Annotated in this window: 12 protein-coding genes; all 12 read left to right on the top strand. The window is 42.0% G+C overall.

Features of this window, described 5'->3' with window-relative positions:
* The first annotated feature begins 377 nt into the window (after nucleotides 1-377).
* Complete coding sequence (gene sdhC / locus B5G52_RS18640; RefSeq protein ID WP_087534157.1) at nucleotides 378-755, top strand: succinate dehydrogenase, cytochrome b556 subunit; 378 nt, start codon at nucleotides 378-380, stop codon at nucleotides 753-755.
* Nucleotides 746-1093: a succinate dehydrogenase, hydrophobic membrane anchor protein gene (gene sdhD / locus B5G52_RS18635; RefSeq protein ID WP_087534156.1), complete on the top strand. Its 348-nt coding sequence runs from the start codon at nucleotides 746-748 to the stop codon at nucleotides 1091-1093. Before sdhC ends, sdhD begins: the two co-directional genes overlap by 10 nt.
* Nucleotides 1094-2866, top strand: coding sequence for a succinate dehydrogenase flavoprotein subunit (sdhA, locus tag B5G52_RS18630; protein ID WP_087534155.1), 1773 nt, complete (start codon nucleotides 1094-1096; stop codon nucleotides 2864-2866).
* A gap of 10 nt (nucleotides 2867-2876) precedes the next feature.
* Nucleotides 2877-3593 (top strand): succinate dehydrogenase iron-sulfur subunit, encoded by a 717-nt coding sequence (locus B5G52_RS18625; protein WP_087534154.1) that lies wholly within the window; start codon nucleotides 2877-2879, stop codon nucleotides 3591-3593.
* Between the two features lie 89 nt (nucleotides 3594-3682).
* Nucleotides 3683-6502 carry a 2-oxoglutarate dehydrogenase E1 component gene (locus B5G52_RS18620; RefSeq protein WP_087534153.1) on the top strand — a complete coding sequence of 940 codons (2820 nt, stop codon included), beginning with the start codon at nucleotides 3683-3685 and terminating at the stop codon, nucleotides 6500-6502.
* 3 nt (nucleotides 6503-6505) lie between these two features.
* Entirely contained in the window at nucleotides 6506-8026 is a 1521-nt protein-coding gene (gene odhB / locus B5G52_RS18615; RefSeq protein ID WP_087534152.1) for a 2-oxoglutarate dehydrogenase complex dihydrolipoyllysine-residue succinyltransferase, read from the top strand.
* 177 nt (nucleotides 8027-8203) lie between these two features.
* On the top strand, nucleotides 8204-9370 hold the full coding sequence (gene sucC, locus B5G52_RS18610; RefSeq protein WP_087534151.1) for an ADP-forming succinate--CoA ligase subunit beta: 1167 nt from the start codon (nucleotides 8204-8206) through the stop codon (nucleotides 9368-9370).
* Nucleotides 9370-10242, top strand: coding sequence for a succinate--CoA ligase subunit alpha (gene sucD / locus B5G52_RS18605; protein ID WP_087534150.1), 873 nt, complete (start codon nucleotides 9370-9372; stop codon nucleotides 10240-10242). Before sucC ends, sucD begins: the two co-directional genes overlap by 1 nt.
* A gap of 274 nt (nucleotides 10243-10516) precedes the next feature.
* Nucleotides 10517-11533 (top strand): efflux RND transporter periplasmic adaptor subunit, encoded by a 1017-nt coding sequence (locus B5G52_RS18600; protein WP_176372584.1) that lies wholly within the window; start codon nucleotides 10517-10519, stop codon nucleotides 11531-11533.
* 2 nt (nucleotides 11534-11535) lie between these two features.
* A complete protein-coding gene (locus tag B5G52_RS18595; protein WP_087534149.1) occupies nucleotides 11536-14613 on the top strand; it encodes an efflux RND transporter permease subunit in 3078 nt (1025 codons plus the stop codon).
* Nucleotides 14614-14704: 91 nt separating this feature from the next.
* Complete coding sequence (locus B5G52_RS18590; RefSeq protein WP_087534148.1) at nucleotides 14705-16603, top strand: DUF294 nucleotidyltransferase-like domain-containing protein; 1899 nt, start codon at nucleotides 14705-14707, stop codon at nucleotides 16601-16603.
* Between the two features lies 1 nt (nucleotide 16604).
* Nucleotides 16605-17306: a 3'-5' exonuclease gene (locus B5G52_RS18585; protein WP_087534147.1), complete on the top strand. Its 702-nt coding sequence runs from the start codon at nucleotides 16605-16607 to the stop codon at nucleotides 17304-17306.
* Nucleotides 17307-17351: the final 45 nt, after the last annotated feature.

Here is a 17351-nt window from a genome sequence, read left to right as displayed (position 1 = left end):
TATGTTCTGAATCTGTTTAAGCACATTCTTTTCATTTTAACGTGAAAGAGGGGGTTAAAGTCAATTTTTATAAACATTATGCACAAATGTATAATAAATATTCTGCTAGGATTAAATATTATACCATTGGCTAATTCGCAAACGTCTCTAACTAAACAAGAATTGTAAAAAGACCTTTGGCTATATATACTATCAAAGGTTTTATACCGTATTGTCTGTAGGTAAATGTTATTTTTACATGTAATTTTTGCATAAATGTGAACTTTACTCGTATTAAAAGTGTTTACTTAGATAGTTCCATTAAAAAAATTATTTTTTAATGGGTTTTAGAAAAACAAGTAGATGAGCCCCTATGTGGGCAAGATGGGCAAGTAACTGTGAAAAAGCAAAGACCTGTAAATCTAGATCTAACAACTATATCTATGCCGGCAACGGCTAAAGCATCAATTTTTCACCGCGTCACCGGTGTTGCATTATTTTTTGCTTTAACGTTTGTCATTTGGGCTTGGTCTGAGTCTCTTTCTTCTGCTGAAGGTTTTGAATTCGTCAAGGGTCTGTTTAGCGGATTCATTGCCAAATTTATAGCTTGGGGCACCATTTCTGTATTGGCATACCACCTTATCGGCGGTATTCGTCATATCATTATGGATATGGGACATTGGGAAGAACTTGAATCAGGTAACTTCAGCGCTAAAATTGCTATGGCACTTGGCGTTGTTGCTTCTGTACTAGCAGGAGTTTGGATATGGTTTTAAATCAAGCAACTCTTAAACGTGATGGTGTACAAGATTTTGTCTCATTACGTACCACGGCACTAGTAATTACCGCGTATGCGATTTTTATTATTGGCTATTTTTTAGCGACGCCTGAAGTCACTTACGAAGCATGGCAAGGCCTGTTTTCAAACCTAGCAATGAAAGGGTTTACTCTCATCACCCTGGTTTGCATAATGGTTCACACCCGTATTGGCCTTTGGCAAGTACTAACAGACTATGTTAAATGCGCAAAGTTGCGTGCAGTTTTAGGGTTTATTTTAAACCTTATGGCAGCAGCGTACGTAGCTATTGGTCTAATCGTTTTATGGGGTGTTTAAGTGAAATATTCTGTTCGTGAATTTGATGCCGTCGTGATTGGCGCAGGTGGTGCGGGTATGCGCGCTGCACTTGCAATCACTGAATCAGGCAAAACCTGTGCACTTATCTCTAAAGTTTTCCCAACGCGTTCTCACACTGTGTCTGCACAAGGTGGTATCACAGTTGCTTTGGGTAACTCACACGAAGATAACTGGGAATGGCACATGTACGATACTGTTAAAGGTTCCGATTTCATCGGTGACCAAGACGCTATCGAATATATGTGTAATACAGGCCCTGAAGCTATTACTGAACTTGAAAATATGGGTCTACCATTTTCTCGTTTTGAAAATGGCCGTGTTTACCAACGTCCTTTCGGTGGTCAATCGAAAAACTTCGGTGGTGAACAAGCTGCACGTACTGCTGCAGCAGCTGACCGTACTGGTCACGCATTATTACACCTTCTTTACCAACAAAATGTTAAAAACAAAACTAACGTATTCTCTGAGTGGTATGCGCTAGATTTAGTTAAAAATGACGAAGGTAATGTTGTTGGTTGTACTGCAATTGAAATAGAGACCGGTGAAGTTGTTTACTTCAAGTCTAAAGCAGTTGTATTAGCTACAGGTGGTGCAGGTCGTATCTTCGCATCAACCACTAATGCACACATTAACACTGGTGACGGTGTTGGTATGGCGACTCGTGCTGGTATTTCTATGCAAGACATGGAAATGTGGCAGTTCCACCCGACGGGTATTGCTGGTGCCGGTACACTTGTAACTGAAGGTTGTCGTGGTGAAGGTGGTTATCTTTTAAATAAAGATGGCGAACGTTTCATGGAACGTTATGCACCGAATGCCAAAGATTTAGCGTCACGTGATGTTGTTGCCCGTTCAATGATGACAGAGATTCGTGAAGGTCGTGGTTGTGATGGTCCTTGGGGTCCTCATATTAAACTTAAGCTTGATCACCTAGGTGAAGAAACGCTTAATTTACGCCTTCCAGGCGTGTGTGACCTTGCTAAAACATTCGCACATGTTGACCCAGCTAAAGAGCCAATTCCAGTAATTCCTACTTGTCACTATATGATGGGTGGCGTGCCAACTAACGTAAATGGTCAAGCACTACAAATCGATGCTAATGGTAACGAGAAAGTAGTTGAAGGCTTATTTGCAGTTGGTGAGATTGCCTGTGTATCTGTACATGGTGCAAACCGCTTAGGTGGTAACTCATTACTTGATTTAGTGGTATTTGGTCGTGCTGCAGGTAACTTCCTTGGTACTTACCTAAATGATGTTGAAGTATCAAAAGATGCCTCAGAATCTGATCTAGAAGCGTCACTTGCACGTTTTAATCGTTGGGAAAACTCAACGCCAGGTCAAGGTGAAGACCCAGTACAAATTAAGAAAGACCTACAACAGTGTATGCAGCTTAACTTCTCGGTATTCCGTGAAGGTGACTCTATGGCGTCGGGTCTACAAGAGCTTAAAGAAATTCGTGAACGCTTACAGCATGCGCGTCTTGATGATAAATCATCAGATTTCAATACTGCGCGTATCGAATGTCTTGAGCTAGATAACCTTATGGAAACAGCTTACTCAACTGCAGTAGCTGCAAACTTCCGTACAGAAAGCCGTGGTGCACACTCTCGCTTTGACTTCCCAGATCGTGATGACACGAACTGGTTATGTCACTCAATCTTCAACCCTAATACGGATGAAATGAGCAAGCGTGATGTAAACTATGCGCCTAAACTGCGCGAAGCATTTCCACCTAAAGCACGTACATACTAGGAGCGAGACGATGGCACAAGTACAATTTTCTGTTTATCGTTACAATCCAGATGTTGATAATGCCCCACGAATGCAAGAATATACTTTGCAAACGGAAGAAGGCCACGACATGATGGTATTGGATGCACTTTTACTTTTAAAAGAGCAAGATCCAACACTTTCTTTCCGTCGTTCATGCCGTGAAGGTGTGTGTGGTTCTGATGGCGTCAACATGAATGGTAAAAATGGTTTAGCATGTATTACTCCTTTATCTACGCTACAAAAAAATGGCAAAGGTAAAATTGTAATTCGACCGCTTCCGGGTTTACCTGTGGTACGTGACCTTGTTATTGACATGAGTCAGTTCTACACTCAATACGAAAAAGTAAAACCTTATCTAATTAACGACACGCCAGCGGCGGGTGAGCGTCTTCAAACAATCGAAGAGCGTGATAAGTTAGATGGTCTTTACGAGTGTATTTTGTGTGCATGTTGTTCAACGTCGTGTCCTTCGTTCTGGTGGAATCCAGACAAGTTCATAGGTCCAGCTGGCCTTCTTCATGCTTACCGTTTCTTGGCTGATAGCCGAGATACAGCAACTGAAGAACGTTTAGCAGATTTAGACGATGCGTTCAGCGTGTTCCGTTGTCACAGTATCATGAACTGTGTTAGCGTTTGTCCTAAAGGTCTTAACCCGACTAAAGCAATTGGACAAATCAAATCAATGTTACTAAACCGTTCGGTTTAATAGTATTGTATAAATGTAAGATGGCTAATTCAGATTAGCCATCTTGTTATATAACAATTAATTTCTGCGCTAAAGAAAAGGGCTTATAAATGCACGAAGGTGTGATGAAGGCATGGCTAGAATCTTCACATTTAAACGGCGGTAACGTTGCTTATGTAGAAGAGCTTTATGAAGCGTATTTAGACGATGCGACTTCTGTGCCAGAAGAATGGCGAGAAGTGTTCGAACAATTACCAAAAGTAGATGGTGTGGATGTTGACGTAAAGCATTCAGAAGTTCGTTCACAGTTTGCGGCGCTTGCTAAAAACAAGCATAGAGAAGTAGTGGTAGCAGAAGGTGGAAGCGGTGACCCTAAACAGGTTAAAGTGCTCCAGCTTATAAATGCTTTCCGTTTCCGTGGTCACCAAAATGCCAACCTAGACCCATTAGGTATTTGGCAGCGTGAACGCGTTCGAGACCTAGAATTAGAATACCATGACTTATCTAAAGCTGATTTTGACCGTGAATTTAACGTGGGATCGTTTGCCGTAGGGCGCGATACCATGCCTTTAGGTGATTTATATCAAGCACTCAAAACTACATATTGTGGTTCTGTAGGTGCTGAGTATATGCACATCACATCAACTGAAGAAAAACGTTGGTTACAACAACGCTTAGAATCAGTGCAATCACGACCAACATTCAGTAAAGAAGAAAAGTTGCGTATACTTAAAGGTCTTACCGCAGCAGATGGTCTTGAAAAGTATTTAGGTGCTAAGTTCCCGGGTGCAAAACGTTTCTCACTTGAAGGTGGTGATGCGCTAGTTCCAATGCTTAAAGAGCTTATTCACCGTGCAGGTGAAAGTGGCCAACAAGAAGCCGTTATTGGTATGGCTCACCGTGGTCGCTTAAATGTGCTTGTTAACGTACTTGGTAAAAACCCATCAGAGTTATTTGATGAGTTTGCTGGTAAGCACAAAGAGACGCTAAGCTCTGGTGATGTTAAATACCACATGGGTTATTCGTCTGACTTTGCGACTTCTGGTGGCAATGTTCACATGGCGCTTGCATTTAACCCGTCTCACCTTGAAATCGTAAACCCAGTTGTTATGGGGTCTGTACGTGCTCGTTTAGACCGTTTAAATGATTCTACGGGGTCAAAAGCATTACCGATCACAATTCATGGTGATTCGGCTGTTGCTGGTCAAGGTGTGGTACAAGAAACCTTCAACTTATCGCAAACTAATGCGTTTAGTTGTGGTGGTAGTATTCGTATTGTTGTAAATAACCAAGTTGGTTTTACAACAAGTAAACAAGACGATGTGCGTTCTACAGATTACTGTACCGACATCGCAAAAATGGTTCAGTCACCAATCTTCCACGTAAACTCTGATGATCCTGAAGCGGTTGCATTTGTAACGCAAATCGCCCTTGATTTTAGAAATAAATTTAAACGTGATGTGGTTATTGACTTAGTATGTTATCGCCGTCATGGCCATAACGAAGCGGATGAGCCAAATGCGACTCAACCGATCATGTACCAAAAAATAAAAAAACACCCAGTCCCACGTTTGATCTATGCCGATCAACTCATGGCTGAAGGCTCGTTTACTGAAAGTGAAATTAAAGCACTTGCTGATGACTACCGTAATGGTTTAGACGATGGCAATTGTGTTGTTGAAGAGATTCAACCTGAAACGTCACATTCATCTGATTGGGCTAAATATGTAGGTCATGAATGGAGTGTTGATTACGACGCCAGTGTTTCAGTTGAAAAATTAAAAGAACTAGGCGAAAAAGTAGCTAACTACCCAGAGCAATATAAAGCACAATCACGTGTTAAAAAGATTTACGACGATCGTAAATTAATGGCAGCAGGTGAAAAAGCATTAGATTGGGGTATGGCTGAAACACTTGCGTATGCGACGATTGCAAGTGAAGGTACCGATATACGCTTAACGGGTCAAGACTCAGGGCGCGGAACTTTCTTCCATCGTCATGCTGTAGTTCATAGCCAAAGTGATGGTGCAACTTACACGCCGTTACAACACTTAAGTGAAGACCAAGGTACGTTCCAAGTATTCGATTCTGTGTTATCAGAAGAAGCAGTAGTGGCGTTTGAGTACGGTTATGCAACAGCAGAGCCAACGTCATTAGTACTATGGGAAGCACAGTTTGGTGATTTCGCCAACGGTGCACAAGTCGTATTTGACCAATTCTTAAGTTCTGGCGAGCAAAAATGGGGCCGTTTATGTGGTCTTACAATCTTGCTCCCACATGGTTATGAAGGTCAAGGTCCTGAGCATAGCTCGGCGCGTCTTGAGCGTTTCTTACAGCTGTGTGCTGATCACAACATGCAAGTGTGTGTGCCTTCAACACCAGCACAAGTATATGCCATGCTTCGTCGTCAATCAGTGAGACCACTGCGTCGTCCATTGATTGTTATGACACCTAAGTCTTTATTACGTCATCCATTAGCGACTTCTAGCTTAGAAGATCTTGCTGAAGGTGTGTATCACAATATGATTGACGAAATCGATGATATTGATGCGGCTAAGGTAGAACGCGTTGTATTTTGTAGTGGTAAAGTTTATTACGAATTACTGCAAGAGCGTCGTAAGCAAGAAATTGATAACATTGCCATTGTACGTGTTGAGCAGTTATACCCGTTCCCACATGATGAAATGGATGCGATTATGTCGCGTTACCAACATGTGAAAGATTTTGTTTGGTGTCAAGAAGAGCCGCAAAACCAAGGTGCTTGGTATTGTTCTCAACATCACTTTGTAGAAGCAATTCCTCAGGGTGCTAAGCTTAAATACGCAGGGCGTAAAGCGTCAGCATCGCCGGCATGTGGTTACATGTCAGTGCATACTAAAGAACAACAAGCGCTCGTTGCAGATGCGCTTACTATTGAAAATAAAGGATAAGCAATGAGCACAGAAATTAAAGTTCCTGTTCTTCCTGAGTCGGTTGCTGATGCTTCCGTTGCAACATGGCATGCGAGTGTTGGCGACAAAGTAAGCCGTGACCAAAACTTAGTAGATATTGAAACAGATAAAGTTGTTTTAGAAGTTGTTGCACCTAATGACGGTGTGATCACTGAAATTTCACAAGAAGAAGGTGCTACGGTACTTGGCGACCAAGTTATCGGTCTAATAGGTGATGCTGAAGCAGCAGCACCAAATGACGAAGCTAAAGCCGACGCACCTGCTTCGGATAAACAAGAAAGCGCGCCAAAAGAGGCGCCATCAGCTCCAGCATCAGAAGGTAAAGAAGTGGACATTAAAGTACCTGTACTTCCAGAATCAGTCGCAGACGCGACAGTAGCTACTTGGCACGTTCAACCAGGTGACGTGGTTTCTCGCGACCAAAACTTAGTTGACATTGAAACTGATAAAGTTGTTCTTGAAGTTGTTGCTCAAGAAGACGGTGTTATGGGTGAGATCATCCATGATGAAGGCGATACAGTACTTGGTGAGCAAGTAATTGGTAAAGTTAAAGCCGGTGGCGCTCCAGCAGCGCCTGCAGCAAAAGAAGAATCTGCACCTGCTGCAGATTCTAGCGACAGCTCAGATGTATTAACACCATCTGTTCGTCGTTTAATTGCTGAAAAAGGCCTAGATGCGTCTAAAATCAAAGGCACTGGCAAAAACGGCCGTGTAACTAAAGAAGACGTTGATACCTTCTTAAAAGCACCTGCACCAGCGGCTAAGAAATCTGAAGCTTCTGCTCCAGCTGCACCAATGGGTGATCGTACGCAAAAACGAGTACCAATGACGCGTTTACGTAAAACCATTGCTAATCGTCTTCTTGAAGCGAAAAACTCTACTGCAATGTTAACGACATTTAACGAAGTTAATATGAAGCCAATCATGGACCTTCGTAAGCAGTATCAAGAAGTATTCGAAAAGCGCCACGGTATCCGTTTAGGTTTCATGTCTTTTTATGTAAAAGCGGTAACTGAAGCGCTTAAGCGTTTCCCTGAAGTAAATGCTTCAATTGATGGCGATGATATCGTATACCACAACTATTTTGATATCAGCATTGCTGTTTCTACGCCGCGTGGTTTAGTGACGCCAGTACTTAAAGATTGCGATAAGCTGTCTGTTGCTGAAATTGAAAAAGGTATTCGTGAACTAGCACTTAAAGGTCGTGACGGTAAGCTATCACTTGACGATATGACCGGTGGTAACTTCACAATCACTAATGGTGGTGTATTTGGTTCATTACTTTCTACACCTATTATCAACTTACCGCAGTCGTCAATTTTGGGTATGCACAAAATCCAAGACCGTCCTATGGCTGTAAATGGTAAAGTTGAAATTCTTCCAATGATGTATTTGGCGCTGTCTTATGATCACCGCCAAATTGATGGTAAAGAATCTGTTGGCTTCTTAGTGACAATTAAAGAGTTACTTGAAGATCCAACTCGCTTATTGCTAGATGTTTAATCTAGTTGTATAAAATCTAAGCTGTGAATCAACATTCACAGCTTTTTTTTTGCGCCTTTGGTCTTACTGGGGTTTTCATGTTAAGCCTTGGGATCTATACTAAGTGCGCAATTTGGGATAGCTGTGTATTTGCATAAATATTCAGCTCTTTTAGTATAAAAAATTGGATAAAGCATCATGAATTTGCATGAGTATCAGGCAAAACAACTTTTTGCCGAATATGGTTTACCAGTTTCTCAAGGTTTCGCTTGCGATACACCTGAAGAAGCTGCAGCAGCTGCTGAAAAAATTGGCGGCGATATGTGGGTTGTTAAAACTCAGGTTCACGCAGGTGGACGTGGTAAAGCTGGCGGTGTAAAGCTAGTTAAGACTATCGACGAAGTAAAAGAGTTTGCTGCAAACTGGTTAGGTAAAAACTTAGTTACTTACCAAACAGACGAGAATGGTCAGCCTGTTGCTAAAATTTTAGTAGAAAGCTGCACTGATATCGCCAACGAATTGTACCTAGGTGCAGTAGTTGACCGTGCTTCTCGCAAAGTTGTTTTCATGGCGTCTACAGAAGGCGGTGTTGAAATTGAAACTGTTGCAGAAGAAACACCAGAGCTTATCCATAAAGCTGAGATCGATCCATTAGTTGGTCCTCAAGCTTATCAAGCACGTGAACTAGGTTTCAAATTGGGTCTTAACCCAACACAAATGAAACAGTTCGTTAAGATCTTTATGGGTCTTGGCAACATGTTCAACGATTTCGATTTCGCACTTTTAGAAATCAACCCGTTAGTAATCACAGACGAAGGTAATCTTCACTGTCTTGACGGCAAAATCGGTATCGATGGTAATGCACTTTACCGTCAACCAAAAATCCGTGAGTTCCACGATCCATCTCAAGAAGATGCTCGTGAAGCACATGCAGCAAGCTTTGAGCTTAACTACGTAGCATTAGATGGTAACGTAGGTTGTATGGTTAACGGTGCAGGCTTAGCGATGGGTACTATGGACATCGTAAACCTACACGGCGGCAAGCCAGCTAACTTCCTAGATGTTGGTGGCGGCGCGACTAAAGAGCGTGTGTCTGAAGCATTCAAAATCATTCTTTCTGACGACAATGTTAAAGCTGTTTTAGTTAACATCTTTGGTGGTATCGTACGTTGTGACATGATTGCTGAAGGTATCATTGGTGCAGTTAAAGAAGTTGGTGTTAACGTTCCTGTTGTTGTACGTTTAGAAGGTACTAACGCTGAACTTGGTCGTGACGTTCTTAAGAACTCAGGTCTTGATATCATCGCTGCTGAATCACTAACAGATGCTGCTGAGAAAGTTGTAGCTGCTGCGGAGGGCAAGTAATGTCTGTATTAATCAATAAAGATACAAAAGTTATCTGTCAAGGTTTCACTGGTGGCCAAGGTACTTTCCACTCTGAGCAAGCGCTTGAGTATGGTACACAAATGGTTGGTGGTGTAAGCCCAGGTAAAGGCGGTCAAACGCACCTTGGTCTTCCAGTATTTAACACTGTACGTGACGCAGTACAAGAAACTGGCGCGACAGCTTCAGTAATCTATGTACCAGCACCTTTCTGTAAAGATGCAATCTTAGAAGCTATCGATGCTGGCATCGAGCTGATTGTTTGTATCACTGAAGGTATCCCAACGCTAGATATGGTTGACGTTAAAGTTAAGCTTGACGCAACTGGCACACGCATGATCGGTCCTAACTGCCCAGGTGTTATCACTCCTGGTGAAACTAAGATTGGTATCATGCCTGGTCACATTCACAAGCCTGGTAAAGTAGGTATTGTTTCTCGCTCTGGTACTTTAACGTATGAAGCGGTTAAGCAAACTACTGATGCTGGTTTTGGTCAGTCTACATGTGTTGGTATTGGTGGTGACCCAATTCCTGGTACTAACTTTATCGACGTTTTAGAAATGTTCGAAAAAGATCCACAAACTGAAGCAATTGTAATGATTGGTGAAATCGGTGGTACTGCAGAAGAAGAAGCTGCAGAGTACATCAAAGCTAACGTAACTAAGCCTGTTGTTTCTTACATTGCTGGTGTTACTGCACCAGAAGGTAAGCGTATGGGTCACGCTGGCGCAATCATCGCAGGCGGTAAAGGTACTGCTGATGAAAAATTTGCTGCACTAGAAGCTGCTGGCGTACAAACTGTACGTTCACTTGCTGATATCGGTAAAGCACTTAAAGAAAAAACAGGTTGGTAATAACCTAGTTTTTCTTTAATCAAAGGCTCGCTAATTAGTGAGCCTTTTTAATGGTCAGCTTTTCACATGCTGGTTTTATTCCCCGGTTAGCACTCTTGTTTACTTTTTCATTTATTCCTTTTATAAATAAAACCCGTTTATAAACCGTACCTAAATAAATCAACTTATTATTTCACCTCATTGTTTTGCCATTTAATCGTACTAATCTATTTATTGATCACAGAGCTGTTACACTTCGTAGAATAATGGAAATAATAATTAATTAGGTGATCTTTTGAAATTTCGAGTTCTTTTATTTAGTGTTTTGTGTACGTTAACTGGGGTAAGTACTCAAGCGAATAGCGCTAACGTAATTGTAGAACACGTTACAATGGAGCGTGCAAAAGAACAAGTTCAAGCTGTCGGAAATGCCGAAGCAATTCGTTCTGTTACGCTGTATCCAGCTGTTGGTGATAAAGTCACCGCGGTTCATTTCAAACCCGGCGACAAAGTGTCTGCTGGAGATGTCTTATTGGAGCTTGATTCTCGTCGACAAAAAGCTGCGCTTGAAGAAGCGAGAATAAAATTAGCAGATAGCCAACGTATTCAAACTCGCCTAATGCAAAGTCATGCAAAAGGAGCTGTACCTCAAAGTGATTTAGACGATGCTAAAACAATAACTGAACTTGCTAAAGTGACTGTTACTCAAGCCGAAACCGAGTTTGAAGACCGTCAAGTACGTGCCCCTTTTGATGGCATTATGGGCCTTACTGATATTGAGGTCGGTGATCGGATCACACCGCAAACAGCAATCGCTACTATTGATGATACTCGCGCATTGTATATTAATTTTAATGCACCTGAATCTGCTATTAGTATGTTAAGAAACAAGGGCAGTGTGCATGTTTTACCATGGCAAAGCAGCCAGTCAGTGGATGCTGAAATTGCGTACTTAGATTCTCGAATTGACCCGCAAACACGTACTCTACGGGTCAAAGTAAAACTAGATAATTCAAATAATGAGTTTTTACCTGGTATGAGCTTTCGTGTTCACATTGAGGTGTTAGGACAAAGTTTTGCTGCTGTACCAGAAGCCGCTTTATTGTGGGGCGCAACAGGACCCTATGTATGGACAAGCGTTGATGATAAAGCAACACGGGTAGATGTTAAAATTGAACAACGTCTTGCAGGGCGCTTATTAGTATCAGGGTCACTTGGGAAAGACGATATTTTAGTTGTTGAAGGTGTACAGCGTTTACGAGCACAACAAGCGCTTAGTTTTCAATCGCCACTTGCACACACTCAGGAGTAGCTATGAAACAGCAACCTATGATGCAAGATTTGCCTTCAATGGCAATACGTCGGCCTGTTTTAATTGTTGTCCTTAATTTATTAATTATAATTGCCGGTATAGCTGCAATTGCAGGTGTTGAAGTCAGGGAGTTACCAGATGTTGATACCCCTAGGATCACTGTCTCTGCTTCGTTTCCGGGGGGCTCACCTGAGACCGTAGATACTGAGGTTACAGGTAAGCTTGAAGGGGCTGTTGCCCGAGTCAGTGGGGTTAAAACCATTCGTGCGCAAAGTGAGGAAGGTAACGCACGTATTGTTGTTGAATTTAGACCGGGTATCAATTTAGATGATGCAGCAAATGAAACGCGTGAGTCTGTTGCACGTGTACAGCGAGAGCTCCCTGAAGAAGTCGAGCGGGTATCAATTATTAAAGCAGATAACGACGCCGAAGCTGTTGTATCGTTAACGGTTTCGAGCGAATCCTTACCCCTTGAAGCTTTAACAGAATTGGTCGAGGTTGATTTAGCGCCACAATTTTTAACCATACCAGGTGTAGCTGATGTGCGATTAAATGGTGACCGTCAACGGGTTCTAAGTGTTCGTTTAGACCCACTAAAACTCACCAGTTTTAATTTAACCGTCCCTGATGTTGCTGAAGTCCTGCGCCAAGCGCCGTTTGATGTACCTGCCGGGAGTTTAAAATCTACGGATCAGCAAGTTATTGTACGCGCAGATGCAACCTCTATTACGGCGGAACAAGTTGCAGATATCATAATACGAGAAGATACTCGCATTGGTGATATAGCCGCGGTGTATTTTGGTCCTGCTGATCCACGCTCTATGGTACGTTTAAATGGCAAGCCAGTAATAGGGATGGAAGTCATCCGACAGGCACAATCAAATACTATTGAAATTTCAGATGAAGTCCTTAGGTTGCTTGAAAAAATGAAAGTTCGATTTCCTGAACTTGAATTTACTCTCACCTCTGACGACGCGCAGTTTATTCGTAGTTCTGTAGACGAAGTGATCAGTTCATTAATATTAACCATTTTGTTGGTGGTGATTACCTTATGGGTATTCATTGGCTCATGGCGTGCAACCTTAGTACCTGCTTTTGCCATTCCTGTTGCTTTAGTGGGCTCTTTAGCATTAATTTGGGCGCTTGGTTTTTCAATTAATATTCTTACTTTATTAGCCCTTGTGCTAGCTACTGGTTTGATTGTGGATGATGCCATTGTGGTCAGTGAAAATATTCAGAGGCAACGGGGTTTAGGTCTTGGCCGTCGTGCAGCGGCTGTGGTTGGAACGCGAGAAGTATTTTTTGCTGTTATTGCAACAACAGCCGTATTGGCGGCGGTGTTCGTGCCGATTGCGTTTTTACCTTCTACAGCAGGGCGTTTATTTAGAGAGTTTGGTGGTGTGTTAGCCGGCGCAGTGATCATTTCTAGTTTTGTTGCGTTATCTTTAGTGCCTGCGCTGACTTCTAAACTTAAATTAAAGCAGGGGGGCTGGCACCCATTTGCAAAATTTGGTCATTGGCTTGCGAGTATTTACTCTAAAACTATTCACTGGGTGCTTGATCACGCATGGTTGACGTTTGTTGCATCCTTATTGGTCGCAGCAGGCTCTGGTGCACTCTATCTAAATTTAGACAATGAATTATTGCCAAGTGAAGATCGCGGAAAAATCAGAATCTTCTCTCGAGGTCCAGATGGCGTCGGCCTTAACTTTATGGACCGCCAAGCTATTCAAATGGAAGATATTCTACTCCCTTATGTTGAAAGTGGTGAGATTGAATCTATTTATACAGTGGTGGGTCAATGGGATCCAAATATTGTTTTTATAACTGTTCCATTAAAACATTGGGATGAGCGTCATTTTACACAGCAAGAAATTATCGATAAAATTCGTGAACCACTCGGTGCTATTCCTGGCGCTGCTGGTCGGCCTAATGGCTCTAATAGCTTAAATCTACGTGGTCAAGGTGGGGGCATTGAGCTTGCTTTATTGGGGCAAGATTACAAACGTATTTTTGCTGCTGCGCAAGACTTTGCCGCACAGATTGAGCAAGCATTACCAGCTGTAGGCTCAGTACGTGTTTCTTATCAACCATCGCAACCACAATTAAGGGTGAACATCGATAGACGACGAGCAGAAGAGCTTGGGGTTGCACTGAGTGATATTGCCATAACATTACGTGCTGCTATTAATGGGGATGATATTGCTGATTTAAATATTGGCGATCAATCTGTGCCTATTATATTGCAAGCGCAAAACCAGACGATTCGTGATCCAAGTGATTTAGCCAATTTATATGTCAGTGCGAGAAACAACCAATTAGTTCCGTTAAGCAGTGTTGCGCATATAACAGAAGAAGGGGTTGCAGCAGAGCTTGAGCGTCATGCTCAACGCCGTGCCATTGAGCTTGATATGGAACTGCCAACGGATATGAGTATTGCTGAGCTTGTTACGCAATTACGTGATATTTCAGAGCAATCATTACCTAGCGGAATTAGTCTTGCTTTCAAAGGTGAAGCATTAACTTTTGAAGAAACCTCTAATGAAGTGCTCATGACCTATGTGCTGGCCTTCTTAATTGTATTTTTAGTATTAGCAGCGCAATTTGAAAATGTAAATAGTGCTGTTGTGGTGATGATAACGGTGCCATTTGGTATTACTTCAGCGATACTTGCCTTGTATTTAACAGGCACTTCCCTCAACATTTATTCACAAATTGGCTTAGTTATGCTGATAGGGCTTATCGCAAAAAATGCGATTTTACTTGTTGAGTTTGCTGATCAGTTACGGGATCAAGGCATGACAGTTAGAAAGGCGGTGGAACAGGCTGCATTAGTGAGATTAAGACCAATCACAATGACCTTGATCTCAACATTGCTAGGAGCATTACCGCTTATTATGTCTAGCGGTGCAGGCGCCGAAGCTCGTAACGCAATAGGCTGGGTTGTCTTTGGTGGTTTAGCGTTAGCGGTATTATTTACCTTGTATTTAACGCCGGTTATTTACCTTGGTTTAGCGCGTTTTACTAAGCCTCGTGGTGATGAAACGAAACAGTTAGCGCAGGAGTTAGAGCAAGCCTAAAAACTTTAAGCCGGTGATCGGCTATTTTTCTTTGAAAAAATAGCCGATTAAGCTCACAATCAACAAAATGCTTTAATAAACGGACAGTGTAATGCAAGCCGAACACGTTGATATCGCCAGTTTCCTCAGTGAGTATGCTCCATTTGATGACTTACCAGAAGATGCCCTAAATCATATTGCCTGCCAAGTTGAGGTTTCATATTATCGCGCAGAAACGGTTATCCATGAATATGGAGATGATATCAGTGACTTATATGTAATACGCAGTGGCGCTGTAGAAACGTATCGTCGCGATGGCGAGCTTGATAATCGCCTGACCGTCGGTGGTATATTCGGCCAAATGGGATTACTAATGAACCGTAAAGTTCGCTACCCAGCCAAAGCCATTGAAGACACGCTGCTATATTGTATTAACATTGATATTTTTACTGAGTACTGTGATAAGTATGAAGCGTTTGCTGATTATTTTGAAGCCAATGGTACTGTTAGATTACACCAAGCAATTGTTGAGCAAGCAGATGGAAATGATCTGACCACTGCAAAAGTAAAGTCATTATTGCACCGAGATGTGGTAACGGTAGCAAAGGATGCCAGTATACAACATGTTGCCCAAATAATGACGGACGAATCAGTTTCTTCTGTCTTAGTCACTGATGTCGATAAGCCAATAAGTGATGATCCTGAAGACGATGATGGACAAGTTGTGGGTATTATTACTGACCGTGACTTACGCAGTAAAGTCATTGCCCTTGGTTTAGATTATGCACAGCCCGCTCAACAAATTATGCAAACGGATCTGATTCTACTCGACAGTAATGCATATGTGTTTGAAGCGGTCTTAGCCATGCTTAGAGATAACATTCACCATCTCCCTGTTGTGGTAAAGAAAAAACCGATTGGTGTTATATCCTTGTCTGATATTCTTCGTTATGAGTCCCAAAGTAGCTTGTTACTTGTCAGAGGGATTTTAGCGCAGCCTTCTGTAGAAGATCTTGCTTATTATGCAAGGCAATTACCAAATGTATTTGTACGAATGGTTAATGAAGATGCCAACTCTCATATGATTGGCACAGCAATGGCCGTTATTGGCCGAACGTTCAAACAACGCTTGTTAACTTTAGCCGAGGAGCAACTTGGCCCACCACCCATAAATTACTGTTTTATTGCTTTAGGTTCGATGGCACGGGATGAGCAACTCATAGTTACAGATCAAGATAATGCTATTATTCTTGATAATAATTTTGATGAAGATAAACATGATGACTATTTCCAAAAGCTGGCTGATTTTGTTTGTGATGGATTAGCTCAATGTGGCTATAAATATTGTGATGGCGAAATCATGGCTTCATTTAAAAAATGGCGCTTAACGAAAGAGCAATGGCAACAGCAATTTGCAGGGTGGATAGCAGAGCCTAAACCGCAAGCTTTGCTCAATAGCGCGATATTCTTTGATCTAGATGGTGTTCACGGAAAAGTAAAATGGGCACAAGAACTGCAGCGTTTTATTGCAAAAGAAGGGCGTAACAATAAACGCTTTTTAGCTAATATGGCCGCCAATGCACGTAATCGCACACCGCCATTAGGTTTTTTTAAGGACTTTGTACTTGAACATAATGGTCAACATAAACGCTCAATGAACTTGAAGCGTCGCGGAACAGCCCCTCTGTCAGATGTGATAAGGGTTCATGCTCTTGCCGTTGGCTCACGTAAACAAAACTCATTTGAGCGTTTAGAGGATATTATTGATGCAAAACTGTTACCGGATGGCAAAGCGCAAGATTTACGTGACGCCTTAGAATATATAGCCATGGTACGTATTCGCCACCAAGCTTGGCAAATAGAGCAGCTCAATGAGGAACCTGATAACGACTTAGAGCCGCACCTGCTATCTCCATTTGAACAGCGCAATTTAAAGGAAGCCTTTGCAATTTTAGATAAAGCGCAAAACTTTCTTAAATTTAAATATTCTGCTAACTCAGGTATTAAATAGCATGGTAGCGAATAAAGTTGATTGGCGTGAACGGTATTTACAGCTACAAAATGAAGCGCAAAACCAGTGTATTCAAGCTTATTATCAAGATGTAGTTGTTGACGAAACTAAGCCTATAAGTGATGTTCCTTTAGTGGCACTAGATTTTGAAACGACCGGTCTAAATTATGGTTCTGATGATATTGTCAGTGTGGGCTTGATCCCCTTTGATAGCCGCCGTATATATTGTCGAGACAGTCAACACTGGTTGGTAAAGCCGCAACAAAAACTAGCCGAAGAGTCCATTGTTATTCACGGTATCACTCATTCAGAGTTAATTAACGCGCCAGATTTTTCAGAAATTATTACACCGTTATTAAATGCACTTAAAGGCAAAGTAATAGTGGTCCATTTTGCCCCAATTGAACGACACTTTTTATATCAAGCACTGAAGGCTCGGTTAGGGGAAGGACTTGAGTTTGCGGTGATTGACACCCTTGAATTAGAAAAACGAGCATTAAAAGCAAGGCAGGGACTAATTGGACGGCTATTTAATACTAAACTAGACTCTGTTAGGTTGGCTAACTCACGAACGCGCTATTCATTGCCGGCGTACCAAAATCATAATGCGCTGAATGATGCGTTAGCTACCGCCGAATTATTACAAGCACAATTAGCCCATCATTATCGCCAAGACACACCTCTTGGTAATTTATGGATATAAAAAACGCCGCTAAAAGCGTAATGCCAGTCAGTTAAGCTGACTGGC

It is taken from the genome of Pseudoalteromonas sp. A601, assembly GCF_002165575.1.
Classification (GTDB): domain Bacteria; phylum Pseudomonadota; class Gammaproteobacteria; order Enterobacterales; family Alteromonadaceae; genus Pseudoalteromonas.
The sequence above is the reverse complement of the archived record's forward strand: the minus strand, read 5'-3'. Positions and strand labels throughout refer to the sequence as shown.